General features: G+C 74.3%; 14 protein-coding genes. 6 read left to right on the plus strand and 8 right to left on the minus strand.

Annotation, left to right across the window (positions count from 1 at the left end; translation table 11 throughout):
- The first annotated feature begins 41 nt into the window (after window positions 1-41).
- Window positions 42-923, plus strand: coding sequence for an SDR family oxidoreductase (locus AB0O82_RS27685; protein WP_363586638.1), 882 nt, complete (start codon window positions 42-44; stop codon window positions 921-923).
- A gap of 182 nt (window positions 924-1,105) precedes the next feature.
- On the opposite strand, the gene AB0O82_RS27690 is transcribed toward AB0O82_RS27685, so the two are convergent.
- The 3 genes from AB0O82_RS27690 to AB0O82_RS27700 all read right to left on the minus strand — a co-directional run bounded on the left by AB0O82_RS27690 (window position 1,106) and on the right by AB0O82_RS27700 (window position 2,633).
- On the minus strand, window positions 1,106-1,495 hold the full coding sequence (locus AB0O82_RS27690) for a DUF4240 domain-containing protein (RefSeq protein ID WP_363586666.1): 390 nt from the start codon (window positions 1,493-1,495) through the stop codon (window positions 1,106-1,108).
- Window positions 1,492-1,860, minus strand: coding sequence for a hypothetical protein (locus AB0O82_RS27695; RefSeq protein ID WP_363586639.1), 369 nt, complete (start codon window positions 1,858-1,860; stop codon window positions 1,492-1,494). Before AB0O82_RS27695 ends, AB0O82_RS27690 begins: the two co-directional genes overlap by 4 nt.
- A 143-nt stretch (window positions 1,861-2,003) precedes the next feature.
- Window positions 2,004-2,633, minus strand: a complete 630-nt coding sequence (locus AB0O82_RS27700) for an isochorismatase family protein (protein WP_363586640.1) — start codon at window positions 2,631-2,633, stop codon at window positions 2,004-2,006.
- Window positions 2,634-2,872: 239 nt separating this feature from the next.
- On the opposite strand from AB0O82_RS27700, the gene AB0O82_RS27705 reads away from it, so the two are divergent.
- Window positions 2,873-3,340 carry a MarR family transcriptional regulator gene (locus AB0O82_RS27705; RefSeq protein ID WP_363586641.1) on the plus strand — a complete coding sequence of 156 codons (468 nt, stop codon included), beginning with the start codon at window positions 2,873-2,875 and terminating at the stop codon, window positions 3,338-3,340.
- Between the two features lie 88 nt (window positions 3,341-3,428).
- Here the strand turns inward: AB0O82_RS27705 and AB0O82_RS27710 are convergent, their stop codons facing one another.
- Window positions 3,429-4,106 (minus strand): GAP family protein, encoded by a 678-nt coding sequence (locus tag AB0O82_RS27710; RefSeq protein ID WP_363586642.1) that lies wholly within the window; start codon window positions 4,104-4,106, stop codon window positions 3,429-3,431.
- Between the two features lie 237 nt (window positions 4,107-4,343).
- On the opposite strand from AB0O82_RS27710, the gene AB0O82_RS27715 reads away from it, so the two are divergent.
- From AB0O82_RS27715 to AB0O82_RS27725, 3 genes are all read left to right on the plus strand, one after another.
- Window positions 4,344-4,937: a hypothetical protein gene (locus AB0O82_RS27715; RefSeq protein WP_363586643.1), complete on the plus strand. Its 594-nt coding sequence runs from the start codon at window positions 4,344-4,346 to the stop codon at window positions 4,935-4,937.
- Between the two features lie 143 nt (window positions 4,938-5,080).
- Window positions 5,081-6,433 (plus strand): Dyp-type peroxidase, encoded by a 1,353-nt coding sequence (locus tag AB0O82_RS27720; protein ID WP_363586644.1) that lies wholly within the window; start codon window positions 5,081-5,083, stop codon window positions 6,431-6,433.
- A 55-nt stretch (window positions 6,434-6,488) separates the two neighbouring features.
- The gene (locus AB0O82_RS27725) at window positions 6,489-7,613 is read left to right on the plus strand and encodes a catalase family protein (RefSeq protein WP_363586645.1); all 1,125 of its coding nucleotides are present in this window, start codon (window positions 6,489-6,491) and stop codon (window positions 7,611-7,613) included.
- 84 nt (window positions 7,614-7,697) lie between these two features.
- On the opposite strand, the gene AB0O82_RS27730 is transcribed toward AB0O82_RS27725, so the two are convergent.
- Window positions 7,698-8,603, minus strand: coding sequence for a hypothetical protein (locus AB0O82_RS27730; protein ID WP_363586646.1), 906 nt, complete (start codon window positions 8,601-8,603; stop codon window positions 7,698-7,700).
- 267 nt (window positions 8,604-8,870) lie between these two features.
- Here AB0O82_RS27730 and AB0O82_RS27735 point away from each other — a divergent pair, with 267 nt between their 5' ends.
- On the plus strand, window positions 8,871-9,803 hold the full coding sequence (locus AB0O82_RS27735; protein WP_363586647.1) for a DUF4232 domain-containing protein: 933 nt from the start codon (window positions 8,871-8,873) through the stop codon (window positions 9,801-9,803).
- A gap of 195 nt (window positions 9,804-9,998) precedes the next feature.
- On the opposite strand, the gene AB0O82_RS27740 is transcribed toward AB0O82_RS27735, so the two are convergent.
- From AB0O82_RS27740 to AB0O82_RS27750, 3 genes are all read right to left on the minus strand, one after another.
- Complete coding sequence (locus AB0O82_RS27740) at window positions 9,999-11,471, minus strand: condensation domain-containing protein (protein WP_363586648.1); 1,473 nt, start codon at window positions 11,469-11,471, stop codon at window positions 9,999-10,001.
- Complete coding sequence (locus tag AB0O82_RS27745; protein WP_363586649.1) at window positions 11,468-24,943, minus strand: MupA/Atu3671 family FMN-dependent luciferase-like monooxygenase; 13,476 nt, start codon at window positions 24,941-24,943, stop codon at window positions 11,468-11,470. Before AB0O82_RS27745 ends, AB0O82_RS27740 begins: the two co-directional genes overlap by 4 nt.
- Window positions 24,944-25,112: 169 nt before the next feature.
- A complete protein-coding gene (locus tag AB0O82_RS27750; RefSeq protein ID WP_363586650.1) occupies window positions 25,113-26,384 on the minus strand; it encodes an MFS transporter in 1,272 nt (423 codons plus the stop codon).
- Window positions 26,385-26,502: the final 118 nt, after the last annotated feature.

The raw sequence follows: 26,502 nt of genomic DNA on the forward strand, positions 1-26,502 counted from the left end.
CAGTGATGGGACAACAGTCGCATCACTCCTCGGAGCTCACCATGCGCGTCTTCATCACCGGCGGCACAGGCCTGATCGGCTCCGCCGTCGTCGCCGAACTGCTCACCGCAGGCCACCTGGTCACCGCCCTCGCCCGATCCGACGCCTCCGCGGCCACCGCGAAAGCCGCCGGCGCCGACGTGCTCCGTGGCGGGCTCGCCGACCTCGACGTGCTGCGGACCGGCGCGGAACAGGCGGACGGCGTCATCCACCTCGCCTTCAGCAACGACTTCAGCTCGCCCGACGCACTCGCGCGAGGGATCGCCGAGGAGAGCGCCGCACTCGCGGCCCTCGGCGACACCCTCGTCGGCACGAACAGGCCGCTCGTCACCGCGTCCGGCACGCCCCTCGTGGTGGGACGCGCCTCGACCGAGGAAGACCCGCTGCCGCTGGACGGACCTGTCAGCGGACGCAGCCTGTCGGTGAACCGCACACTCGCACTCGCCTCACGAGGCGTACGCAGTTCGGCGGTACGACTGCCGCGCACGGTCCACAACCGGGGCCAGGGCGGGTTCGCCGGGCTGCTCACCGACATCGCCCGCGGCACCGGCGTCGCCGGCTACCCCGGAGACGGCGCGCAGCGCTGGCCCGCCGTCCACGCGCTCGACGCCGCCGTCCTGTTCCGGCTCGCCCTGGAGAAGGCCCCGGCCGGAAGCGCGTGGCACGCCGTCGCCGACGAAGGCGACGCGGTACGCGACATCGCCGCGGTCATCGGACGGCGGCTCGACCTTCCCGTCGAGCCGGTGCCGCAGGAGAGCTTCGGTCCCCTCGGCCCGATCTTCGCGGCCGACCAGCCTGCCTCCAGCGCTCACACCCGCACCGCCCTCCGCTGGGAGCCGACGCACCCGGGCCTGCTCGCGGACCTGGAGAACATCGAAGCCTGAGCTGCCTGTCTGCCTGCCTGCCGGACGGACCGGCAGCCGCCAGGGGACCGGGCCCCGCTCGCCCACCGAGCGGGGCCCGGGCCCGCTCCTCGATCCCGCTGAACACTGTGCGGCCGCCACGCGGACCGGCCCGCGACCGGAGACCGGCTCTACGGTGAACGGTGCCCTGCGACGGTTGGTGCTCAGCCGCGGAGCTCGGGCCAGCCGTCCGCGTTCGAGCAGGACTCGTAGTCGTAGCGGGTGAGGCGGTCCCACTCCGTCCCGGTCACAAGCTCGAACGCCTCCTCGTGCACGTAGAGCAGCGGTTCGCACTGTCGCGCGGTGAACGGAGCGAACCGTTCGGGATCGTGGAACACGCTCTCGTACACGTCGCGGCCCGCAGCCACGACCGCAGCTCGCGCGTACAGGAAGTGGTCGCTCGACTGAGGGAACGGCGAGCCGTCGGGCAACACCGCCCCGGTGATCGGCAGCGTCCCGAACTGCTCCTGGTCCAGGCGGTGGAGCGCCTCGGCGAGACGCTCACCGAAGCCGATGCTCCGGCCCAGCGGCTCGCGTGCGAGAACTTCGGTCAGGCGGCGGACGGTCCGGCACTGCCCGCCTCCCCTCCGCCCGGCCCGTCCGCGTCCTCGAACGGCTCGTCACTCCACCGGAACCAAGCCCTGTCGTCCTGGATGTGCAGCAGGAACTCGGCGACCGGGCCCGAGGGCGAGAGCATCGACACGGTGCTCGCGATCTCGTCGTACGCGTCGTCGAAGGCCTCCCAGTCCTCCGCCTCGGACAGCGCGAGCGAACGGGCGAAGAGCGGCTGGACGGCGGGGAACGCCGTTCCCGGCACGAAGCGCCCGTGGAGCCACGGGAAGTCCGTCTCCTCGACCACGATCTCGCCCACCGGCTCTTCCCGGCGCACCAGACGCCAGACCCCGCCCTCAAAACCCATCGCACACAGCCCTTGCCACCCGTTGCCGTCCTCTTCCGTCCGGCAGCATGCCAGCTGGCACTGACAGGCGACGGGCGACGGGCGAGGCGCATCCCCCCGTGGGGTGGGTCGGTGACGGCCGGGTCAGGTGAGTGCGCCGGCCGTTACGCGGGGCGGGCGGCCGCCGAGATCTGGCCGACCAGGACGGCGAAGGGCATGTCGAGGGCGGCGTAGAGGTCGCCGGCCTCGGGGGCGGCGTTGTCGGCCAGGGCCTCGACCATGAGGGTGGCGTAGTCGGAGACGGTGACGCCCGCCTGCTGCATGCGCAGCAGTCCCGCCTCGCGCTTGGCCTGGCTGAAGGTGCCGGAGGCGTCCACGGCGACGTACGCGTGGTGCCCGGCGGCCGTCGCGGCGATCGCGGGCAGCGCCGCGCACACCTCCAGGGACACTCCGGCGAAGATCAGTTTCTGCCGCCCGGTGGCCTCGATGGCCTCGCGGACCCGGCCGTCGTGCCAGGCGTTGACCGTGCTGCGGTCGATGATCCGCTGTCCGGCCGGCAGGGCCTGGACCAGTTCCGGGGCGGTCGGCCCCCACATGCTGTCGGCCGCGGTGGTGGTGACGACCAGCGGGATGCCGAGCACGGTCGCCGCGCGCGCCAGCGCGACCACGTTGTGCTTCAGCTCGCCGAGCGGGATGTCCCGGACGCCGGACAGCAGGCCCACCTGGTGGTCGACCAGGACCACGGCGGCGTTCTCCCGGGTGACCGGCTCCAGGAACTTGCTGTGCTCGCTCATCGTGCGCTCCTTCGGGTTGAGCCACGGCTCCATTGGCCACTAGTAGTCACCGATATTGATAGTCAAGATTAGTGACTACTTTGACGCTATACCCCTGTCCCCCGGGGCGCAAGCACTGGTCAGGGCGGGGCGCCGGAACGCCTGGGGTGTCGCCCGAACCCGCCGAGCGGGCGACTAAAGTTGCTGGTCACAGGGCGGAGCGCGGGGCGGGCCCAGAGACGGCGGAAGCGGGAGACGCGTTGAGCGGACACCAGGCGGCGGAACCGGACCTCGGCGTGCTCGCCGCCCGGGTGCTCTTCTCCGTCCAGCGCGAGCTGTTCACCGTGCTCGCCGAGCAGGGCTTCGACGACATCCAGCCCCGCGCCGGCGCCGTGCTCGCCTACCTGCGTACCGACGGCATCCGCGCCAGCGAACTCGCCCGCGCCTCCGGACAGCACAAGCAGGTCATCGGGACCCTCGTCGATGACCTCGAACGCCTGGGTTACGTCGAACGCAGACCCGACCCCGCGGACCGCCGCGCCAAACTGATCCACCCCACCGAACGCGGCCTGCTCCAGATGGAGGCGGCCGCCGCCATCATGCGCTCGATCGAGGAGCGCCACGCGAAGGCGCTGGGCGCGCGGGAGTACGCCGCCTTCAAGACCGCCCTCCACCACGTGGCCGACCTCCAGCGCGAGACCCGGCGTGAGACCCGGCGCGAAAACTAGGCAGTGCCGCGCCCTGTCGATCGGCGCGACCTGACGCCTCCATGGTCACGGACTTCCGCGCCAGGAAAGGGATTCACGGAGCGGCCTGTCAGGAGGTGAGGACGGAGATCCCGTCTCCGAACAGTTTCAATCCGAGGACGAAGAACAGGACCGCCATCACGGCGACGTTGTGCTGGGCTGCCCAGTCCTTCCAGTTACCGAGCGTGGTCTGGGCTCGCTCTCCCCCGAGCACGAAGACTCCCAGGGGGGCCAACAGGCCGAGGGTGGCGATCACGACGAAGACCGCCAGTGAGGCGATCTGCTGCCCTACCGGCAGTCCGGCCGAGCCGATCGCGGCGCCCGCGGCGATGGTCAGCGGGGCGTTCTTGGCGTTGAGCGCGGACAGGGCCAGTCCGAGTGCGAGGACCTTGACCGGCGTGAGGCGGTCGATCACGCTCATCCACTTCGGCAGCTGGGCCTGCGACGGATCCTTCGGGCGCCGGTGCCACTGCCGGGCGCCGAAGAGGACGAGGAGCAGGCCCAGAACGAGCTTGAGGACTCCCACCCAGGTGGCCGGGTGATCGTGGGCAGAGGCGCCTGCGGGGGAAGCGACCGCCAGCATCACCGCGCCCAGCGCCGAGAGCCCCAGGATCCAGCCGACGGCGAAGAGGACTCCGTTGAGGCGTCCCCGAGGCGTGGCGAGGATGAGGATGATGGCGATGATCGGCAGTGGGCTGATCGCGACGCCGGCTGCGAGACCCAGGACGTCACCGAGAACTTTGCCCATGATTGCCTCCAGACGGGAGTCAGAGCGCGTGACGACGAACCCGGCAGGCCCATGTTCCATGATCCTGCGCTCTGACGAAGCTGTCCTCGTGAGCTTCTCGGAGCTCTGAGGGCCTCGGCCTGCTCGTTGCCCGGTGGTGCCCCCGTCGCGCTCGGGTCAGGATGAAGAGGTGAGGGCGATGGCGCCTCATGTTCGGGCGGTTGGCGACCCTCGCACCGACCATGGCAGGAGGACGTCATGATGACCGCGACGACAGGCGCAACGCCATCGGCTCACCCCGAACGCCCGGGCAGGTCGGATGGGGTCTGCAGCGAGTTCACCGTCTTCACCAGGATCAAGCCGGGCCACGCGGATGCGCTGCGTGAGGACCTGGCCACGCTCGCCGACTCGGCGGACGACGAGAAGGTCCATGCGGCAGTGCGCCAGATCGGCACCTTGCACGACGCACGGCACGTGATCTTCGACAACGACACCCGGTTCATGTTCGCCAGCGTTTTCGACGGCTCCTGGGACACCTACATCGACGACTTCGCCCAGACGGTGGTCGGGTCCCGCTTCGACAGGATCTTCTCGCACAGCGAAGGGTTCCCCGGCGTCACCGATCCGGGGGCGAAGGACTGGTTCGTCGCCCACCAGGAGCCCGCGGGGGTCTTCGTCAGCGCCTATCCCGACCTCACCGTTCAGCAGATCTACAAGGACCACCGCGTGGACGACGCGTTCCAGGAGGTGCTGGACACCCCCCAGTTCCGGGCGGCACTGGACAACCCGGCCAACGCGGAGTTGGTGGCCACGCCGGCGTTCCGGAAGCTGCTGGAGGAAGCCTCGGCATAGAACCCGGGCACGGCCGACGGTCGGAGCCCACCCACCATCGGTGGACCAACTCGGCCGGTGCGAGTCGGCCGTTGCCGGGCTGTCCAGGCAGAGACAGATGCAGAGACAGATACGGAGACAGGTGTGGAGAGGCACAAGCGACCATGAACACAGCGGACGGCAGCAGCGCGGCGGGCGTGCGCGTCGAGATCGACGACGTCCAGAGCGGGGCCCTGCGTCCACGGCCCGTGCCCTACGAGGGAAGGTTCGTCTTCCTGCGCGTGGATGACCGCCACGTCGGGCGCGCCCTGCTGCGCCGACTGCTCCCGTTGACCTCGGGTGGTCTGCCCAGCGTGGACCCGAGCCGGGATGCCTGGGTGACCGTGGCGTTCACCTACCAGGGGCTGAGGGCCCTGGGGGTGCCCCGGGAGTCGCTGGACAGCTTTCCGCGGGCGTTCCGCGAGGGCATGGCCGCTCGGGCCGGGCTGATCGGCGACGTGGGCGAGAGTGCACCGGCCCACTGGGAGGCACCGTTCGGAACCGGTGAGGTCCACATCGCGTTGAGCGCCCTCTCCTCCGACGCGGCGCAGCTGGAGAGGGAGCTGGAACGGGCCCGTGTCGCCTACGAGGACACACCCGGTGTCCAGGTGATCTGGCAGCAGGAGGTCCACCAGCTCCCGACCGGGCGTACCACCTTCGGCTTCCGTGACGGCATCAGCCATCCGAACATCGAGGGCGTCGGGCTGCCCGGCTCCAACCCGCAGGAAGCCCCGATCAAGGCCGGCGAGTTCATCCTCGGTTACCCCGACGAAACCGGCAGCCTGCCGCCCGTGCCCAGCCCCGACGTCCTGGGACGCAACGGGACCTACGTGGCCGTTCGCAAGATCCACACCAACGTGGCGGCATGGCGCCGGTACCTGCGGGCGAACAGCTCCAGCGCCGAGGAGGAGTCACTGCTGGCGGCGAAGATGGTCGGGCGCTGGCCGAGCGGGGCGCCGCTGACGCTGGCGCCGGAGCACGATGATCCGGAGCTGGCGGCCGATCCGCGCCGCGTCAACGACTTCCTGTACCGGGAGAACGACGATCGCGGCTTCCGGTGCCCGGCCGGTGCGCACATCCGGCGCACCAACCCCCGTGATTCCACCATCATCGGCGACGCGCGGATGCACCGGCTCATCCGGCGCGGCACGACCTACGGCCCGCCGCTGCCCGAGGGCGTGCTGGAGGACGACGGCGCCGACCGCGGCCTGGTCGGAGTGTTCATGGGGGCCCATCTGGAACGGCAGTTCGAGTTCATCAAGGCCGAGTGGGTCAACGACGGCAACTTCATCGGCTACCCCGGCGAGAAGGACCCGGTGGCCGGGCATCACGGCGGAACCGGCAGCGTCACCATCCCCGAGAAGCCGGTCCGGCGTCGTCTGAGGAACCTGCCCAGCTTCGTGGTCACCCGCGGCGGCGAGTACTGCTTCCTGCCGGGTCTGCGCGCCCTGCGCTGGCTCGCCGAGCTGGAGGGCTGAGGGCGATTCCCACCCCCTGAGGTCCGGTCGCACTCTCCGAGGAGAGGTCGGAGTCATGACAGCACAGTTCGTCCGCTACACGCCCGACGTCGAAGACGACGACCCCCACTTCGACCGCGACGTGCAGACCGTGATCGAGAAGACCGAGAGCTACATCGCCGAGTCGGTCAAGGCCGGTGGCACCGGACGGGCCCTGCGCGACGCCCACGCCAAGGGCTACGGGCTGGTCCGAGGGGAAGTGGAGATCCTGGACGGGCTGCCCCCCGAGTACGCCCAGGGAATCTACGCGACTGCGGGAACCCACGACGCGCTGATCCGCTTCTCCAACGGCTCGCCCCACGCCGGAGCCGACGCGCGTCTGGGCGCCGCCACCGGACTGGCGCTGAAGATGTTCGACATCCCCGGCCCGACCCTGCTGGAGGACGAACCGGACACGGGCACGTTCGACTACGCCAACATCAACGGGCCGGTCTTCTTCTGCAACACGGTCGAGCACTACCTGTTCATCCAGGAACTGTTCCTGAACGCGCCGGCGTACTTCTCCCAGGGCCGACCCGGCGCACATCGGTTCTTCACCGAGTTCGTGACCGGAAAAGGAACGCTGGACCAGGACGACTGGGCCTGGGACGAGTTCCTGGCCTTCCTCCGCCTGTCGAAGACGCCTCCGGCGAACCTGCTGCTGTCCAGCTACTGGACGATGGGCGCGGTCCGGCACGGGGACTACATCGCCAAGGTGCGCATCACCCCCGACCCGGCCTTCGCCGCGGCGGTGGTCCGGCGCACCATCGACCCGGCCTCGGGGGCGGAGGTCTTCCGGCCGGCCCTGCAAGCCGAGCTCCAGGAGCGGCCCTACGCCTTCGACATCCAGGTCCAGCTCTGCACCGACCTGGAGCGCATGCCGGTGGAGGACACCACCGTGGAGTGGCCCGAGCAGCTCTCGCCGTCCGTCACCGTGGCCAAGCTGCGGCTGCCGCAGCAGGACATCTCCGGCCCCGAGAACCTGGAGAGGATGGACTCGCTGTCCTTCACGCCCTGGCGGGTCACCGCCGAGCACGCGCCCCTGGGCAACATCATGCGGGCCCGCAAGGAGGTCTACCGGCGGTCCTCCATCGCGCGCCACAAGCTCAACCAGCAGCCGCGCACGGAACCCCGCAGCGCCGACGACGTGCTCGGCGCCTGACCCGGCCCGCCATCGCGAAGATGCGCCGACCGGGGCGGTCGGCCCTGGCAGCCCGCTGCCGCCGGCGTGCCAGGGCCCGGCCGGTCACTTCAGGGTGACGATCTTGCGCATGCCCAGGCCGGCGTTCGGGACGCCCGTCCGCTCGTCGGGAATCATGCAGAGCAGGACGTACCGTCCGGGCTGCAGGCCGTGGGCCTGCACGGAGGCGGTGCGGTCGCCGGACATGGCGCCGAGGCCGGTGGCCGGCCCGGTGAACGGGGACCGGGCCGGCAGGCCGCCCAGCGCGACGTCCCTCAGGTACTCCCCGATCTGCTCGTCGGTGGTGTCCGCACCGATCGGCCGTAGCTGCATCTCGTGGATCTGCTCGGACCCGTCGTGCACCAGGTAGGCCAGGTGCGCGTGGTCGACGTCCTCGGTCTGGAAACGCGGGCCCTCGGCCGTGTCCTTCTCGATCACGATGCCGTCGTCGAAGCGGACCTGGTTGTCGTTCTGACCGTTCGTGCCCACCAGGTTCAGCAGCCTGGAGACCGGGTGGGCCGGGTCCGCCCGGAACGCGGTGAGGTCCATCAGGTAGACCGGCCCGGGGCTGACCTCCTCGGTGAACTGCTCGTGCACCTGCGAGGTGACCAGCGCCCCGCCCAGCAGGTCCGCCTCACCGTTCACCGCCCGGATCCCGGCGCTCGCGGTGGCCGGCGACGGGCTGACCGCGTCGGCGAGGTCCCGGATGACCTGGTCGATGGTCACTCCCCCGTGCGGACGCAGCAGCTGTAGCTGCCGGCCGTTCGGGTCGTCCGTCTTGACCCGGAAACTGACCAGGCCGCCCTTCGCGGTGTCCGGTGCTTGCAGACCGGAGGCTCCGATGCTCACCTCGACGGGGTGGTCCTCCGGCGAGGCGGCGCCGGCCGTACCACTCGCACCGACGCTCGTCGCCAGGGCGAGGGCCGAGACGGTCACCGTCCGTACCACGCGCGCGAACACGTGCTCCACCATGAAGAATCCTTTCTGTTGGTCGCCTCCGGCGCGGAACATCCCCCACCGCGCGCGGCAGACCACGCCCCGCGCCGGAAGGCGACCGGTTCGGACCATCGGGCAGCGGGGTCCGGTCACCGATGGCAACGGTGCCAGCCGGCGCGAAGGGGCGCCCGCAGCTCCGACCGGGCTCGGTTCGGCGGGTGCCGGGCGGATCGTTGCGGTCCTGTTGCGCGGGCAGTGGCGCAGCTCATAGTCGTTCCGGGTGGTTCGTGATCGCATCGGCTGATGCATCAGTTCGAGAACGCCGGGAATCACCTGACGGCCCGCCGGCCGGCTGCCGCGGTTGTGGTGGTCGCGGCCTGCGCGGCCCTGCTCGTGGGCTGCGCAGACGGGGCGACGGGGATTCCGGCGGCCTCCGGCAGTGCCGGGCCGTGCGGGGCGCCGTCGCCGTCGTCGTCGTCGTCCCGCGATGCGCAGGCGTCGCCCGGGCCCGCACAGGGCGGGGTGCGGATCACGGCCGCCAGTGCGGCCTGCGCCGAGTACGAGGTCACCAATCCGGAGGACGAGACCTCTGATGTCACAGCGGTGTTCAGCCGGCTCTCGGCGGCCGGGGGTGCGCTGGACAACGTGACGCAGGTCGTCACCTCGCTCGCTCCGGGGGCCACCGCGAAGGGTCGGATCGAGCTGGACGGGCACGGGCAGGCGCGGCCGGGCGCCGGACCGTTGGTGAAGATCGTCCAGGTCCGCAGTGTGCCCAGCGCCGAGGCCTCGCGGCCGGGCGGCCCCTGCCCGGCCTCGGGCCTGCGGCTGTACGCGGATGACGGCGACGCCGCGATGGGCCTGCGCGCGGTCGGCCTGCACCTGCGCAACTGCGGGACGTCCGCGGTGTCCGTCAACGGCTACCCGAAGCTGCAACTGCTCGACGTGGGGCACCGGCCGGTCGACGGGGTGCGCTTCCTGTCCGGCGGCGCCGGGATCGCCGGCGGCACCGGCGCGGACGACCCGCCGCAGGAGATCGTGCTGCGCCCCGGAGAGGGCGCCCGTTCCACGCTGGTGTGGCGCAACACCGTGGAGGCGGGCAGCCCGGTGAACGCCCCGTACGTGCGGGTCCGAGCCACCCCCGACGCGGCCCCGGTGATGGTCGTCCCGGAGATCGACCTGGGTACCACGGGACGGCTCGGCGTCGGCGCCTGGACCAGGGAGGACAGCCGTCCGTGAGCGGGGTGCCGGTGATGCTCCCCCCGGTGTGCTCTCGTGCTGGGAGAATTTTCCACGGAAAATTCTGGTCTCCGATCGCACTGCCCGGGGTGCTTCCACTCCCCCGGCAAGCCGACGCCGAGGAGCCCGAGCGGCGGCTGACCCGGTCGTAGGCCCTCTCGGCCGGGTCAGCCGCCGCTCGGCCAGTCCGCCCGGTCAGCCCGGCCGGTCCGTCAGGTGCCGGGCCAGGTCGTTCACCAGGGTGTCGAGCCAGGAGCGCACGGTGTCCGGGTCGAACAGGTCGGCGTCGTACTCGGCCAGGCCCTCGTAGCCGTCCGCGTCCGGGGTGAGGAGCAGCAGGAGGTCGGAGCGGGCCGAGGGGCCCGGCACGTCCTCGACCTCGGCGGTCAGGCCGGGGAGGTCGAGGACGGCGGGCGGGGTGCTCTGCACGGTGAGCAGGACCTGCGGGTAGGCGTCCGGCAGCCGGACGCCGCGTTCGCGCAGCGGTTCGACCAGCAGGCCGAAGGGGACGGTGGCGTGGTCGAGGGCGGTGGCGATCGCCGTCGCGGCCGTGTCGACCGACGCCCCGAACCCGCCCGGGGAGCGGGTGGGCAGCCGGATCGGGAGGCCGAAGGTGAGCAGGCCGACGACCCCTTCGTCGGCCGGCCGGGTGCGGTTGGCGTGGGAGAGCACCACCAGGGTCTCCGCCGCCCCGCTCAGCTCGCCCAGCAGCCGCGCGTAGGCGGCGAGCAGGACGGCCGAGGCGGTGGTGGAGCGGGCGGCGGCGTAGCGGCCCACCGCCTCGGCCAGTGCCGAGGGGAGGCGGAAGGCGGCCGTGGCGCCCCGCCCGGAGCGCTGTGCGGGGCGGGGGCGGGCGGTGGGCAGGTCCACCGCCGACGCGACGCCGTCCAGGGTCTTGGCCCAGTGGTCGGCGGCCTCGGCGACAGCGGCGCGGGTGACCACGGTCCGCTCCCAGCAGGCGTGGTCGGTCATCCGGCCCGGGTCCTCCGGCAGCCGCCCGTCCGGGCGGTACAACGTGCCCAGATCGGCCAGCAGAGTGGCCAACGACCAGCCGTCGACCGCGATGTGATGGAATGTCAGCAGCAGCACCCACGCGTCATCGGCCGGCCGCAGCAGCCGGGCGCGCAGCAGCGGGGCCGTGGCCAGGTCGAAGGGACGATCGCTCTCGGCCCGGGCGGCCTCGGCGAGCGCCGCGTCCCGCGCACCGGGCGTGAGCGTGCGCAGGTCGGCGACCGGGAGCCGCACCGGGGCGTTCGGCAGCACCTGCTGGAGCAGACCCAGGTCGGTGTCCCGGTAGCTGGTGCGCAGGCTCTCGTGGCGCCCGGTCAGCGCCGTCAGCGCGGCGGCCAGCCGCTCGGGCTCCAGCGGCCCGCGCAGGGCGATCCGCTGGGTGATGTTCCACACCGCCGGGTCCGCCGCCCGGTCGTGCGCCCGGTGCATCCGGCGCTGTGCCACCCCGGCGGGCACGGCGGCGAGGGCCGTGCCGGCGCCGGTCAGGGTGGTCAGCAGCCGTTCCCGGTGGGCCCGGACGAGCCCGGTGGCCTCCTCGTCGAGCGCGCCGGGCGGGGCGAGGTAGCCGAGCCGGTCGCCGGTGGTGCGCAGGACGATCTCGCGCTCGTCGAGCAGCCGGACGAGCCGGTGCCAGCCATCGTCGATAGGGGTCGTCACAGCGTGCCCTCCTCGTAGGCCGGGGCCTGGCGGTCCTCGGTCTGCGGCTGCTGGGCGGCCATGGCCCGGATGGTCGGGCGGCGGAAGAAGTCCAGGACGCCGGTCCGGATCCCGGTGGCCTCGCGGACCCGGTTCAGCAGCCGGGTGGCGGCCAGCGAGTGCCCGCCGAGGTCGAAGAAGGAGGTCTCCACGCCTGCGGGGCGGCCGAGTTCCTCCTCCCACAGCCGTTGCACGGTGCGTTCCAGTTCGGTGGCCGGGGCGACGGCGGCCCGGCCCGCACCCAGCGGCAGCGGCTCCGGCAGGGCGGCGGCGTCCAGCTTGCCGTGCGCGGTGAAGGGCAGCGCCGCCACCGCGGCCCAGAGCCCCGGCACCATGTGCTCGGGCAGCAGGTCGGCCAGGTGGTCGCGGACCCGGGGCAGTTCGGCGGCGGCGCACTGCACGTACCCGGCCAGCGTGGTGCCCGTCTCAGTGCGGCGGGCCGTCACGGCCGCGCCGCGCACGCCCGGGACGGACCGCAGCACGGTCTCGACCTCGCCCGGCTCGATCCGGTAGCCGCGCACCTTGACCTGGCGGTCGGCGCGGCCGAGGTACTCCAGGGTGCCGTCGGGCCGCCAGCGGCCGAGGTCGCCGGTGCGGTAGCGGCGGCCGTCCGGGGTGTCGGTGAAGACGGCGGCGCTCTCCTGCTCCCGGCCGGGGTAGCCGAGCCCGACCTGGACGCCGAGCGCGTGGATCTCGCCGACCGCCCCGGGCGGGACGGGGCGCCCGGCGGCATCCAGCAGCAGGATGCGGGTGCCCGGCACCGGGCGGCCGATCGCCGCGTGGTCCGGTCCGTCCGGGGCGACCTCGCCGGCCGTGACGGCGTGGGTCTCGGTGGGGCCGTAGTGGTTGATCAGCCGGCAGCCGGGGTTGCGGGCGAGGAAGGCCCGCAGCCCGGGGGTGAGCAGCAACTGCTCGCCGCCCGTGATCAGTTCGCGCAGGTGGGGCACCGGTTCACCGCCGAGGGCGTCGACCAGCGCGGCCAGCGGGGTGTACGGCAGGTGCAGCCGCTCGGCCCGGGTCGCCCGGACCACGGCGGCCAGCGCCGTCACGTCGTAGCGGGTCTCCTCCTCGATCAGCAGCAGGGTGCCGCCGCCGGCCAGCGTGGTCAGCACCTCCTGGACGCTGACGTCGAACCCGCAGGAGGCGTACTGCAGCGTGCGGGCGGCCGGGTGCTCGGCGACGTTCCAGGCCAGCAGCGCGGACAGGCCGAGGGTGTGCATCAGCACGCCCTTGGGGCGGCCGGTGGAGCCGGAGGTGTACAGCAGGTACGCGGGGGCCTGCGCGGAGGGGGCGGGCAGCGGCGGCAGTTCGGCGGCGACGACGGCATCGGCCTCGGCATCGGAGTCCGTCAGGACCGTCGGCAGGGACAGGCCCATCAGGTCCGTGTCCGAGGCGGTGAGCAGCACGGCCGGTGCGCTGTCCGCGGCGATCAGCCGGCAGCGCTCCGGGCCCTGCAGCGGGTCGATCGGCACGTGGACGGCGCCGAGGCGCAGCACGGCCAGCAGCGCGGCCACCTGGTCGACCGAGCGCGGCAGCAGCACGCCCACCCGGCTGCCCTCCCGCACCCCGGCGGCCAGCAGCCGGCCGGCCAGCTCGCCGGCCCGGGCGTGCAGCGTCCGGTAGTCGGTCCCGGTGCCGTCGGCGGCGACCACCGCGAGGGCGTCCGGACGGGCGGCCGCGACGGCGGCCACCGCCGCCAGCGGGTGCGCGGGCGCCGGCTGCGCCTCGGGTCCGCACTCCAGGGCGGGGTCGGCCGGGGTGGCCGTCAGTTCGGCGAGCGGGCGGGCCGGGTCGGCGACGGCGGCGGTGAGCAGCCGCTGGAAGGCGTCGAACAGCCGGTCCACCGTGGCCCGGTCGAACAGGGCCTCGGCGTACTCGACGTGGCAGCGGATGCCGTCCGGCAGGTTGGTGAGGAAGAGCGACAGGTCGAAGGCGGAGCGGTCCACCACGTGGTCCAGCGGGCGGGCCGTCACCCCGGGCAGGTCGAGTTCGAAGACCGCGTGGTTCTCGAACTCGACGAGGACCTGGAAGAGCGGGTTGCGGCTGGTGTCCCGCTGCGGGTTGAGCTCCTGGACCAGGACCTCGAAGGGCAGTTGCTGGTGCTCGTAGGCGTCCAGCGCGCTGGAGCGGACCCGGTCCAGCGCCTCGGCGAAGTCCGGCTCCCCGGACAGGTCCAGCCGCAGCGCCAGCGAGTTGACGAAGAAGCCGACCAGGTCCTCGGTGCCCTCGGTCCGGTTGGCCACCGGGGTGCCCAGCACCACCTCGTCCTGGCCGCCGTAGCGCTGCAGCACCCCGGCGAAGGCGGTGAGCAGCACCATGAACAGGGTCGAGCGGCGGCTGCGGGCCAAGTCCCGCAGGCCGTCGGAGAGTTCGGCGGGAAGTTGGCGGACGTGGGAGCGGCCCCGGCCGTCCGGCACCGCCGGGCGCGGCCGGTCGGTCGGCAGGGCCAGCACCGGCAGGTCGCCGCCGAGCACCTTGCGCCAGTACGCGAGGCTCTCGTCGTACGCCCCGGCGGCCACCGCGGCCCGCTCCCGGGCGGCTTCGGCAGCCGGGGTGGTGGTGAGCACCGGCAGCCGGGCGGGGCGCTGCTCCCGGGCGGCCCGGTACAGCTCGCCCAGTTCCCGGGTGATCACCACGGTGGACAGGGTGTCGATCACGATGTGGTGCATCGACAGCACCAGGACCTGCCGGTCGGGCCCGGTCTCCAGCAGCCGGGCCCGGAACAGCGGGCCCTCGGTCAGGTCGAAGCGGTGGGTGCCCTCGGCGGCGACCAGCGCGGCCACCGCCTCGTGCTCGGGCCCGTCGGCCGCGACCCGCTCCAGCAGCGGGCCCTCGGGCACCGGGAGCACCTGCTGGAACGGTTCGCCGTCCTGCTCGCGGAAGGCGGTGCGCAGCCCGACGTGCCGTTCGACCAGCGCGCGCAGCGCGGTGTCGAGTGCGGCCGGGTCGAGCGGGCCGTCCAGCTCGATGGCCTTGACCTCGTTGTACTGCCCGGTGTCGGGCAGCATCCGGTGCAGGAACCACATCCGCTGCTGCGCGTAGGACAGCGGGGCGCCGCGCTGGGCGGAGCGGCGCAGGGCGTCGATCTGCGGCAGGCCGGAGGCCACCAGGTCGGGGGCGAGCCCGAAGTCCACGAAGCAGGCGATCTCGTCCGCGCCGGCCGCCCGTAGCTCGGCCAGGACGGACCGCACGCTCTCCGGGGTGCCGATCAGCGCGCGGGAGGCGCAGTACCGCTCGTAGGCGCGCTCCAGCACGAACTCCAGGTCCTCCTCCGGGGTGTTCTCGAAGTCCAGGGTCAGGCCGAGGCTGTTGGCCATCTGCCCGAACAGCGAGAGCGAGGAGCGCAGGTAGTGGCAGAACGGGCGGTACGCCTGCTCGCGGGCGGTGGCGAGGTCGGCGCCCAGGTAGGTGTGGACGAGCACGACCACCCGGCCGGCCTCCGGGTCGAGGCCGTGCTCGGCCCGGGTGCGCCGGTAGAGCGCGACGTTCTCGGCGAGCTGGGCGACGTCCTGGGTCATCAGGTTGGTGATGATGCCCAGGTCGTGCCGGGCGGCCTCGCGGAAGCTGTCCGGGTTGCCGACGATCGCGGTGAACATGGGCGGCTGCTCCTGCAGCGGGCGCGGGTGCAGGGTCACCTCGATCGGCTCCCCCTTGCCGTTGCGGCCCCGGTAGGGCTCGCCGCGCCACAGCGCCCGGACGGTGTCGATCTGCTGGTGCATCAGCTCCTTGTGGCCGCCGTAGTTCTCGGGGAAGAACAGGAAGTCGTTGGGGTGCCAGCCGCTGGCGCAGCCCAGGCCGACCCGGCCGCCGGACAGGTTGTCGACCACCGACCACTCCTCGGCCACCCGGACGGGGTGGTGCAGCGGCAGGACCGCGCAGCCCGCGTTGAGCCGGATCCGGGTGGTCTCCCGGGCCAGTGCGGCGGCCAGGACCGAGGGGTTGGGGAAGATCCCGCCGAAGGAGTGGAAGTGGCGCTCCGGCAGCCAGACGGCGTGGAAGTCGTGCCGGTCGGCGAAGCGGGCGCTCTCCAGGACGATGCGGTACTTCTCGTCCTCCGGGGAGTCCAGGGGGTAGTCGCCGAAGAAGTAGAGGCTGAAGTCGACCGGGCGCTGCGGGTCGCTGACCGGGTGATAGGGCGTCCCGGCGGGCTCGGTGTGGCCGGCGCCGGTGGTGCCGGTGGTGCCGGTGCTCGTACGGTCGTCCGCCGCGGGCTCCGGGAGTGCGGCCGCCGGGCGCGGGGCCGGGAGCCGTACCCCGGGCGAGGCCGGGAAGAAGCCGCCGCGCCGCAGGTCGCGCAGCGAGTCGCGGACCGCGTCGACCACGAACTCCAGGTCGCCGTCGGTGTGGGCGGTGGAGAGGAAGAAGTTGCGCCACTCCCACACGTAGACCCCGCGGGTCAGCAGCTGCGGGAAGAGCAGTTCCATGTCGGCCCGCGGCTCGAACCGGAACAGCGAGCCGAAGTGGGCCAGCCGCAGCGGGAACTCCTCCTCCTCGAAGAACCCGTTGAGGGTCGCGGCCAGCTCGTCGGTGCGGGCGTTCAGCCGCTCCTGCAAGCCGGGGCCGGACGCCTTGAGGTGGCGCAGCACGGCGCCCGCCGCGGTCATCGCCAGCGGGTGCTGGATGTAGGTGCCGCCGAAGAAGGTGGTGTCCCTGGGCGGGTAGCTGTCGTCCCCGTAGTCCCAGTGGCCGCCGTCGATCCCGTCCAGGATGTCGGCGCGCCCGGCGATCGCGCCGATCGGGTAGCCGCCGCCGAGCACCTTGCCGTAGGTGGAGACGTCCGGGGTCACGCCCCAGAAGCCCTCGGCGCCGCGCAGGTGCGGCCGGAAGCCGGTGAGCATCTGGTCGAAGACCAGCACGATGCCGCGGCGGGCGGTCAGTTCGCGCAGCGCGCGGACGAAGTCGACCGGCTGGCGCCCCGGGTGGCGGCTCTGGACGGGTTCGACCAGCACGGCGGCGATCCGGTCGCCGAGCTCCTCGATCACCTGGAGGCTCTCCGGATCGCCGTACCGCAGCACCACGAGGTCGGCGACCGCGCTGCCGGGGATGCCGATCGACACCGGGACGGTCTCCCGGTCGGCGCCGCGGCCCACGGTCCGGCCCAGGGTGTGGTCGAAGTGGCCGTGGTAGGAGCCCTCGAACATGACGATCTTGTCGCGGCCGGTGTACGCGCGGGCCAGCCGGATCGCCCCGGCGTTCGCCTCGGTGCCGGAGTTGGCGAACGCGACCCGCTCGGTGCCGGTCAGCTCCGCCAGCAGTTCGGCGGCCTCGCCGGTCTCCGGGCCGCGCGGGCCCAGCCGCAGTCCGCCGGCCAGGTGCTCGCGGACGGCGTCGGAGACGAACTCCGGGTCGTGGCCGAACAGCAGGACGCCGAAGCCCATGGTGATGTCGACGTACGTGTTGCCGTCGAGGTCCTCCAGGCGGGAGCCCCGGGCCCGGCGGGCGGCGAGCGGGTAGAGCATCTCCTTGGTCGCGGAGCGGAAGCCGACCACGGCGCGGCTGTCCGCGAGGGTGCGCCGGTGGCGGCGGGTGACCGCCTTGGAGGCGGCGGTCCGGGCGGTGAAGCGGGCGACCAGCTCGTCCACGTGGGCGCGCTGCTGGTCGGTCAGGCCGCCGGAGGCCATGCCGGACTCCCGGGAGACGGTCACCCGGGGGCCGTGCACCTGCGGGGCGGGCGGGGTGGCCGACGCGGGTGCGGCGGCGGCGGAGGTGACGGCGGGGGCAGCGGCGGCCGGGGTGACGGCAGCGACCTGGGCGACGGCCGGCGGCAGGGCGACGGGGGCGGCAGCCCCGGGGAGCGCGGGCGGCGCCGCCCCGGTCCCGGCCAGCAGGCCGAGCTGGTCGCGCATCAGGTCGGAGAACTGGCCGAGCAGGTCGAGCTGGCGCTCGATCAGGCCGGCGCCGTCGGCCACCGGGGCGAGCGCGGGCGGTGACGCGGGCACGGACGGGACGGGCGGAGCGAGGTGGACGGGCGGAGCGGGGACGGCGGCTGCCGCGACCACCTGGGGCGGGGGTGCCGGAGCCGGTATCGGTGCCGGTATCGGTGCCGCTTCCGGGGCCGAGGCGGGGACGGAGACAGGGACCGGTGCCGGAGCCGCCGCCGGCTCGGGCGCGGCGGCCGGTAGCAGCGCGTCCCGGACGGCGGGCTCCAGCCGGCCGGCGATCAGCCCGGCCAACCGGGCCGGGGTGTCCGCCGCCTCGAACAGTTCGCGCATCGAGACCCGTACCCGGAAGGTCCGCTCCAGGTCCCGGATCATGTTGATCATCGAGAGCGAGTCGGCGCCGAGGTCGAAGAAGGGCTCGTCGGCTCCGACCGACCCCTCGTCGTGGCCGAGCTGGCGGGCCGTCTGCTCCAGCACCTGGCGCAGCACGGCCTCCTCGGCCAGTTGCTCGGGGCTCGCTGCGGGCGTCACTGCGGGCGCCACTGCGGCGGGTGCCGATACGACGGGCACCGGGCCGGGCGTCGATACGGCCTCGGGTATGGACGACGGCGGAACGGGCTGCTGGGGCGGCGGTGCCTGGTGCATGGCGGAGTCCTCGGTGGTCGGCCGGTCGGGGGCGGTGAACCAGTGGCGGCGGCGCTGGAAGACGGTGGTCGGCAGGGGAACGCGGCGGGCCGGGCCGTCCGGCCAGTCGCGGGCGGCGGCGAAGCGTGCCCAGTCGAGCGGGACGCCGTGGGACCACAACGCGGCGGCCGCGACGCCGAACTGCCGCTCCGGCGGTGCGCCGCGCCGGGCGCCGGCCACGAAGTGGCGGTGCGGCAGCTCCCGGCGGCCCATGCCGGTGAGCGTCGGGTGCGGACCGAGCTCAAGGAAGAGCTCGCGGCCCTGCCCGTCCAGGGCGGCCAGGACCAGGTCGAAGCGCGCGGTCTCCCGGGTCTGCCGGACGAAGTAGTCGGGCGTGGGCACGGTGCCGGGAGCCAGCACCTCGCCGCCCAGGTTGCTCACCAGCGGTACGGTCAACGGCCGCAGGCGCAGCCGGGCGAGCTGCTCGCGGAACGGGTCGAGCACCGGGTCGAGCAGGCGGGAGTGGAAGGCCCGGTCGGTGGCGAGCCGTTCGGTGGTCACGCCGTCGGCGGCCAGCACGGCCTCGGCTGCCGCGATCTCGCGCGGCGCGCCGGTCAGCACGCACTGGCCGGCGCCGTTGACCACGGCCAGCTCCACCCCGGGCAGCCAGTCACCGAGTGCGGCGAGCCGCTGCGGGCCGGCCATCACCGCCGTCATGGCGCCGGGCTCGGTCGCCCGGTGCATCAGCCGCCCGCGCAACGCGGTGAGGAACATCCCGTCGGCGAGGTCGAGCGCACCCGCCGCGTGGAAGGCCGCGTACTCGCCGGCGCTGTGCCCGGCGACCGCGGCCGGACGGAGCCCGAGCTCCTGCCAGAGCCGCAGGTAGGCCGCTTGCAGGGCGAACAGCGCGGGCTGCGCCGCCTCGGTGGTCCAGGCGTCGTCGGCGCCCTCGGGCACGGCGTCGAGCAGCAGCGGCAGCAGCGGCTCGCCCCAGGCGTCGCGGTGCAGCCGGTCGCACTCGTCCAGCACGGCCCGGAAGACCGGGAAGGCGCGGTGGAGTTCGGCGGCCATGCCCCGGTACTGGGCGCCCTGGCCGGTGAAGAGCAGCACCGGCTGCACGTCGCCGCGCCGGGCCTCGCGGTGGACGGGTACGCCGCCGGAGGTGCGGCCCGTCACAGGTACGGCGCCGGAGGTGCGGCCCGCATCGGGTGCGACGCCGGAGGTGCGGCCCGCGAGGTGGGCCTCCAGGCCCCGGCGCAGCTCGTCGGGGTCGGCGCCGGTGACGGCGAGGCGGTGGCGCAGCGCGCGGCGGCCGCCGCCGAGGGTGAGCGGCAGGTCGCCGGGGGCGGGGGCGGGCCCGGTGGCCAGCCGGTCGCGGAGCAGGCCGGCCAGGGCGGTCAGGCCCTGCTCGGTGCGGGCGGACAGCGGCAGCACGGTCGGGGCGGGGCGTGGGTCGGCGATGCCGGGCGCGGCCGGCGCCTCCTCCAGCACCAGGTGGGCGTTGGTACCGCCGACGCCCAGCGCGCTGACCCCGGCCCGGCGCGGGGTGGGGCCGGCCGGCCAGTCCCGGCGCTCGGCGGAGAGCCGGAACGGGCTTCCGGCGAGCTCCAGCGCGGGGTTGGGGCGGCTGAAGTTGACCAGCGGCGGGATCGTGCCGTGCCGCAGCACCAGCAGGGCCTTGATCAGCCCCGCCATTCCCGCGCAGGTGTCCAGGTGGCCGATGTTGGGCTTCACCGAGCCGAGCGAGCAGAAGTCGGCGGCCTCGGTGCGGGCGCGGAACGCCTGGGACAGCGCCCGGAACTCGATCGGGTCGCCGAGCGGGGTGCCGGTGCCGTGCGCCTCGATGTAGCCGACGCTCTCGGCCGGCACCCCGGCCAGGTCCAGGGCCCGGCCGACCACGGCGGCCTGCCCGTCCACGCTGGGCGCGGTGTAGCCGACCTTGAGCCCGCCGTCGTTGTTGACGGCCGAGCCGAGGATCACGCCGTGCACGGTGTCGCCGTCCGCCAGCGCCCGGTCCAGGCGCTTGAGCAGGACGGCCGCGACGCCGTTGCCGCCGACCGTGCCGCCGGCCGCCGCGTCGAAGGCCCGGCAGGCGCCGTCCGGGGAGAGGATCGACCCCTCCTCGTAGCGGTATCCGGCGGCCTGCGGGATGTGCAGGGCGGCGGCCCCGGCCAGCGCCAGGTCGCAGTCGCCCGCCAGCAACGACTGCACCGCCAGGTGCACCGCGACGAGCGAGGTCGAGCAGGCCGTCTGCACGCCGATCGCCGGCCCGGTCAGGCCCAGCCGGTAGGCGACCCTGGTGGCGGCGAAATCGGCCTGGTTGCCGATCGCGGTCTGGAGCGCGGCCACCGGCTCGGCCGGGTCGGCGGTGGCGGCCAGGGTGTGCTGGTAGTAGTTGCGCAGCGCGTACAGGGTCATCCCGGTGCCGGCGAAGACCCCGACCCGGCGGCGCGGGTCGGGGGCGTCGTAGCCGCCGTTCTCCAGGGCCTGGCGGCAGATCTCCAGCAGCAGGCGCTGCTGGGGGTCCATCAGCGCCGCCTCGGTGCCGCTGATGCCGAAGGCCTCGGCGTCGAAGCGGTCGGTGTCGGGCAGCGCGCCGGTCACCGGGACGAAGTCGGGGTGGCGGTACTCCGCCGGGCGCAGGCCGGCCGCCGCCAGTTCGTCCTCGGTGAAGCGGGTGGTGCTGCGGACGCCGTCGACGATGTTGCGCCAGTACTGCTCGGGGGTGTCGGCGCCGGGGAAGCGCAGGGCCAGGCCGACGATGGCCACCCGGCGGTCGCCGCCGTCCGGGCCGCCGTCCCGGGCGGCGCCGGGCGCGGCGGCGGCGGTCGTGGCGGCGGTGGTCGTGGCGGCGGTGGGCGCTTCGGCCAGGTGCGCGATCAGAGCGTCCACGGTGGGGTGCCGAAACAGCTCGGTGGGCGCCGGGGGCGTCGACAGGACGGCGCCGAGCGCGCCGTGCACCCGCATCAACTGGAGTGATCCGATGCCGAGTTCGGCGAGCGGGCGGCCCGGGTCGAGTGGGGTGTCGAGGACGGCCTCGAAGGCGTCCAGGACGGCCCGGCGCAACTCGGCGGCGGCAGGGGTGGCGGGGTGGACGGGGCCGGCGGGCCCGGTGGCGGCGGACGGTACGGCTGCGGGCGGCTCGGTGGCCCGCTGCGGGGCCCGCTCGTCGGTCGGCCGCGCGGCGGTCGGCCGCTCGTCGGGCGCTTCGCGGACCGGTCGCGGTGCGGTGACCAGCAGGCGGCGGCGCGCGGCCGGAGCGCTCGGGTCGGGCCCGGCGTACCAGCGGCCCGGGGCGGCGGCCAGCAGCAGCGAGGCCAGTCGGCGGCCGTGCGCGGCGCTCAGCACGGCGATGCCCCGGTCGGCGGCGGCCTGCTCGTGGTCGGTGGCGCGGTTCATGCCGACCCCGCTCCACAGGCCCCAGGAGATCGTCCAGGCCGGGGCCCCGGTCTCCCGGTGCAGCCGTTCCACGGCGCTCTCCAGGTAGCGGTTGGCGGCGGCGTACGCCGTGGAACCGACGGCCTCCTGGAAGCCGACCATCGAGGAGAAGCCGACGAACTGGGCGCCGGGCCGCTTCCGGACCAGCTCGACGAGGTGGTCCGTGCCGGTCGTCTTGGCGCGCACCGCCTCGCGCCAGCCGTCGGGGCCGGTGTCGGCGAGCAGCGCGAGCCGGTAGCTGCCGGCGAGGTGGAGAACGCCGTCCAGCGGCGCCTGCCAGTCCCGTTCGGCCTCGGCGACCACCGCTGCCAGCTGCTCGGGGTCCGTCACGTCGGCGCGGCGGTAGTCGACCCGGCCGCCGTAGGAGGACAGCCGGTGCAGCGCGGCGCGGCGCTCGGCCGCCTCGGCGGTCGGCGCGTCCAGGTCGGTGCGGCCGATCACGAGCAGCCGGGAGCCGTGGTCGCGGAGCAGGCCGGGCAGCAGCTCGGCGGCGATCCCGCCGAGGCCGCCGGTGACCAGGTAGCGGGCGCCGGGGGTGAGCAGTGAGCAGCCCTCGGTTGCGGTCCCGGCGCCGGGCCCGCTCACGATCCCGGCGTCGGCGTCGGTGGCGGTGGCGGTGGCGGTGGCGGTGGCGGTCCCGGTCACGGTCCCGGCCGGTCCCAGCCGGGGCACCCACGGGCGGCCCTCGCGCCAGGCGCACTCCGGCTCCGGCCGGGCCTCGGCCAGCAGGGCGAGCAGCGCAGCGGCCTGCTCGGCGGCCGGTGCGCCCGCCGGCAGGTCGATGTGCCGGGCGGCCGGCACCAGTTGCTCGGCCCGGGCTCCCGCGGTCAGCGCCGCCGTCAACTCCGCACTCGGGTCGGGGAGTTCACCGGGCAGCACGGCATGCAACCCGGCACTGACGGTGACCAGCTCGCCGATCGACGGCCGGCCGGCCAGGGCCCGCAGCAGGGCGAGCAGCGCTTCGTCCCGCGCAGCGGCGTCCGAGGGCCGCGGCGCGCCCTCGGGCCCCGCGCCCCACAGGTGCACCACCCGCGCGGGGCGCTCCTCGCCGAGCGCCCGCAACCACTCCCCCGGGTCGGTGGTCGGCGGCCGGTCCACCACCACGGCCTGCGGCAGGGCGGCGCGCAGCGCCTCGGCGAGGGTGCCGGGGCCGGCGGGGCCGAGCAGCAGGGTCGGCCCCGCCGGAGCCCCGTCGCCCGGGGCCGTTCCGGCCGCCGGGGCCTGCGGCACCGGACGGGGTTCCCAGGTGAGTCGGCGCACGCAGTCCGGCAGGGTCCGGGAGTTGGCCTCCGCCAGGTCCAGGGCCACGATGTGCTCGTCGAGTTCGCCGTCGAGCAGCCGTCGGCGCAGCGCGGTGCGCTGGATCTTGCCGCTGGTGGTGCGCGGGAACTCCGCCGGCGGCACCGGCAGCACCAGGGCGGGGGCGGGCTGTCGGCGGGCGGCCAGCAGCCGCCGGACCTCGGCGGCCACGGGCGGTGCGGGGGCGTCCTGGTCGTTCGGCACGTAGGCGACCACCAGTTGCTCGGTGCCGGTGCGGTCGTCCGGGACTCCGAAGGCGGCGACGTGCCCGGAGCGCACCCCCGCCACCGAGGCGACCACGTCCTCCAGCTCGTGGCAGAAGTAGTGCACCCCGTTGACGATGATGATCTCCTTGCGACGGCCGGTGAGCACCACCTCCCCGTCGGCCAGGAAGGCCAGGTCTCCGGTGTCGAACCAGCCGTCGCCGACGAAGGACTCCCGGTCGGCGGCCGGGTTGTTCAGGTAACCGGGTGTCACCCGGCCGGAGTTGACCTGGAGCCGGCCGACCCAGTGCTCGGGCAGGGCCCGGCCGTCCTCGCCCGCCACCCGCATCCGGGTGCCGGGCGCGGGACGCCCCATGCTGAGGAAGCCGGTGCCGCGCTCGCGCGAGGCCGGGTCGGCGGGCTCCAGCCGGCCGGTCAGCGAGTCGGTACGCACCAGGCGGCGGGCGCCGTCCTCGTGGTAGCGCTTGTAGGTGATCACGGTGCAGGTCTCGGCCATGCCCCAGCCGAGCAGGACATGGTCCGCGCGAACGCCGAACGGACCGGTGGCGGCGAGGAATTCGTCCAGCACCGCCTCGGTGCACTGCTCCCCGGCGTTGATCAGCGACTTGAGCGCGGAGAGGTCCCAGCGCCGGCCGGGGCCGGCGGCCCGGACCGCCTCGGCGACCAGCCGGAAGCCGAAGTTGGGCGACCAGGAGTGCGCGCCCCGGTAGCGCTCCAGCGTGTCCAGCCAGACCAGCGGGTCGGCGAGCACCAGTTCGGTGGGCACCTGCACCTGGTCGGCGGCCAGCGCCACGTCCCGCAGGTGGAACATCAGCAGCCCGGCGACGTGGTCCAGCGGTAGCCAGTTGACGGTGACGTCCTCGGGCGAGCTGCCCTGGGAGGTGGCTCCGGCCACGTACTCCAGGATGCCGCGGTGGGTGATCTGCACCGCCTTGGACCGGCCGGTGCTGCCGGAGGACAGCTGGAGGATCGCGACGTCGCCGGGGTCCGGGGCGTGCTCGGCGCCTGGCACGCCGATGGTGTCGAGCGCGGCGCCGGTGACGGTGGCGGCACCGGTATCGGCGGGCCGGTGGTCGACCGCGATGACCCGCAGCCCGGGCGCCGGGTAGAGCTCCCCGAGCCGTGCCAGGCCCGCCACGGCCGGGCCGCAGGCGAGTACCGGCGGCTCCTCCAGGGTCTGCCAGGCGTGCCAGAGCTTCTCCAGCACGGGGTTGCGCTCGTCGTAGGCCGGCGGGCGGGCCACCGTGACCGGCTGCACCCCGCCCAGCAGGCAGGCCCACAGGGTGGGGAAGTAGCGTTCCGGGTCGGGGACTTGGAGGATCACCCGGTCGCCCGCCCGCAGCCCGGCGGAGGTCAGCAGGGCGAGGGTCTCCCGGGCCTGCTCCAGCAGTCGGCGGTAGGTCAGCCGGGTCGCCCCGCCGTCGGCCCGGACCAGGTGCAGGCCGCGCCCGGGGTGCCGCTCGGCGGCGCGCAGCAGCGCCTCGGGCAGCGTCCGGGGCGCGTCCGGCGCCGGGTCGGGCAGCGGGGCGCCGACCGCCTCGGTCCCGGCGCCCTCGGGGGCGGCCGTCGGGCCGTCCGGGGCGGGGCCCGTCGTCGTCCCGGTGTCGCCGAACGGCCGCCAGTGCGCGGTGAGTTCGCGCAGGTGGCGCAGGGCGGGTCCGGGCTCGGCGGGTGGCCGGGCGGCGGCGGCCGCCAGTGCGGCGCGGTCGGGCTCGCCCTGCGGGGTGCGGACGATGCCGTCCAGGAGGTGCACCTCGGCGCTCGGGTCGGCGTCCAGCAGGGCAGCGGCGGCCCGGCGGCGCAGCGCGGCGGTGTCGGTGTCGGCGGCGGGCACCAGGTAGGCCAGCAGCCCGCGGCGGCCGTCGGCGCGCTCGACCGGCAGCAGCGCGCAGTCGGCGACCTCGGGACGCAGCAGCAGCCGGGCCTCCAGGGCACGCAGCCGGGCGCGGTCGGGACCGGTGGAGCTCATCAGGTACGGCACCTTTCGGATCGGTGCCGGGGCGCGCGGGTACGGACCGCCCCGGGGTACGGAGGGTGAGCGGATCGGGCTGGTGCCTGCGGCGCGGTGGCGCCGGCGGATCCGGTGGCGCGGTGCTTGTGGTGGGGTGCGGTGGGGTGACTGCGGCGGGGTGGAGGGTTCAGCGTTTGCGGGACCGGGCGACCACGACCAGGAAGCCGAGCGCCAGCACGATCGGAACGGCGTGCGAGACACCGACCACCGTCAGCGGGCTGAGCAGCGCCAGCAGCGATCCGCTCAGCAGCATCCCGGTGCCCATGCCGACGTTCTCGGCGGAGGTCAGCAGCCCGAAGGCCTGGCCGCGCCGTTCGTCGGCGAGGGCCTGGATCCGGGTGGTGTACGAGATCTCGGTGAAGCCGTCGCCGAGCCCGGCACCGATCGCCGCCAGCAGGAACAGCGGGGTCGGCAGTCCGGTGAAGACCAGGATGAAACAGCCGGACATCAGACAGGTGCCCAGGGCGAAGGCGCGCTCGCCCGGTTCGATGCCCCGGCGCAGCAGGAGCCGGGAGACCAGTTGCTGGGCGCCGAGGTTGCCGACCGCCCAGGTGGCCCAGAACATGCCCAGCAGCGCGGCCGGGTTGCCGGGAGAGTGCTGGTTGGCGAAGACCGGCAGGCTGATGTTGTGCGCGGCCGAGCCGAAGGCGTCCAGCAGCCGGATCGCCGCCATCGCGCCGACCACCGGGGCGGCCCGCAGGACGATCAGCGCCTGCCACCGGCTCCCGCGCCGCTTCGCCCCCGCGGCGGGACCGGCGGGATCAGCCGGTTCTGCGGCGGACTGCTCGGCGGGCTCGGCCCGGGTGCGCAGCGGCAGCCGGAGCACCACCGCAGCGAACACCAGGAAGCTGGACGCGTCGATGAGCAGCGCCGCGCGGAACCCGGCCCAGGCCACCACCACGCCGGCGGAGGCGAAGCCGAGCACCATGGCGGCCGAACGGCAGCTGGCCATCAGGCTGTTGGCACGGGCCCTGCGTTCGGAGCCGACCATCTCCGGGATGCTGGTCCGCAGCGCGACGGCGCACACCGCGGCCGCGCCGCCGAAGACCAGCGCGAGCGAGTAGAGCACCGGGATGCGTGCCGGGACCGGCGCGAGGGCCACCACGACCAGGGCCAGCGCCTGGGCCAGCGCGCAACCCGTCATCAGCCGCCGCCGGTCGGTCCGGGCCACCAGCCGCCCGGAGACCAGGCCGCCGACGAGGCCGCCGGCCAGCCGGATGATCAGGTACCCGGCCGTGCCGAGCGCGTTCCCGGCCGCCTCGTAGGCGAACAGGCTGAGCGCCACCAGGTCGAGCTGGCTCCCGTACGTGGACAGGGCGTCGCCCAGTGCCAGCCGGTAGAACACCCGGGGCAGCTTGTCGGCGCTCTGGTGCGGTACTTGCTGTGCAGTGTCCGGCACCGGTCCCCCAGGCACGCCGTGTCGGTCGGTTCAGTGTGACATTGCACTGCAATCTAAGGGTGACCCCTCAGCAGATCAAGACCTTGATCGCCTGCTTGTCCGAAAGATCGCAAGTTCG

Origin of the sequence: Kitasatospora sp. NPDC088264, from assembly GCF_040685715.1 — a bacterium.
GTDB lineage: Bacteria > Actinomycetota > Actinomycetes > Streptomycetales > Streptomycetaceae > Kitasatospora.

What these genes read in the sequence shown, in the direction of transcription:
- AB0O82_RS27685 (WP_363586638.1), top strand. Translation starts at nt 42, where the DNA reads ATGCGCGTCTTCATCACCGGCGGCACAGGCCTGATCGGCTCCGCCGTC.
- AB0O82_RS27695 (WP_363586639.1), bottom strand. Translation starts at nt 1,860, where the DNA reads ATGGGTTTTGAGGGCGGGGTCTGGCGTCTGGTGCGCCGGGAAGAGCCG.
- AB0O82_RS27700 (WP_363586640.1), bottom strand. Translation starts at nt 2,633, where the DNA reads ATGAGCGAGCACAGCAAGTTCCTGGAGCCGGTCACCCGGGAGAACGCC.
- AB0O82_RS27710 (WP_363586642.1), bottom strand. Translation starts at nt 4,106, where the DNA reads ATGGGCAAAGTTCTCGGTGACGTCCTGGGTCTCGCAGCCGGCGTCGCG.
- AB0O82_RS27715 (WP_363586643.1), top strand. Translation starts at nt 4,344, where the DNA reads ATGATGACCGCGACGACAGGCGCAACGCCATCGGCTCACCCCGAACGC.
- AB0O82_RS27720 (WP_363586644.1), top strand. Translation starts at nt 5,081, where the DNA reads ATGAACACAGCGGACGGCAGCAGCGCGGCGGGCGTGCGCGTCGAGATC.
- AB0O82_RS27725 (WP_363586645.1), top strand. Translation starts at nt 6,489, where the DNA reads ATGACAGCACAGTTCGTCCGCTACACGCCCGACGTCGAAGACGACGAC.
- AB0O82_RS27730 (WP_363586646.1), bottom strand. Translation starts at nt 8,603, where the DNA reads ATGGTGGAGCACGTGTTCGCGCGCGTGGTACGGACGGTGACCGTCTCG.
- AB0O82_RS27735 (WP_363586647.1), top strand. Translation starts at nt 8,871, where the DNA reads ATGCATCAGTTCGAGAACGCCGGGAATCACCTGACGGCCCGCCGGCCG.
- AB0O82_RS27745 (WP_363586649.1), bottom strand. Translation starts at nt 24,943, where the DNA reads ATGAGCTCCACCGGTCCCGACCGCGCCCGGCTGCGTGCCCTGGAGGCC.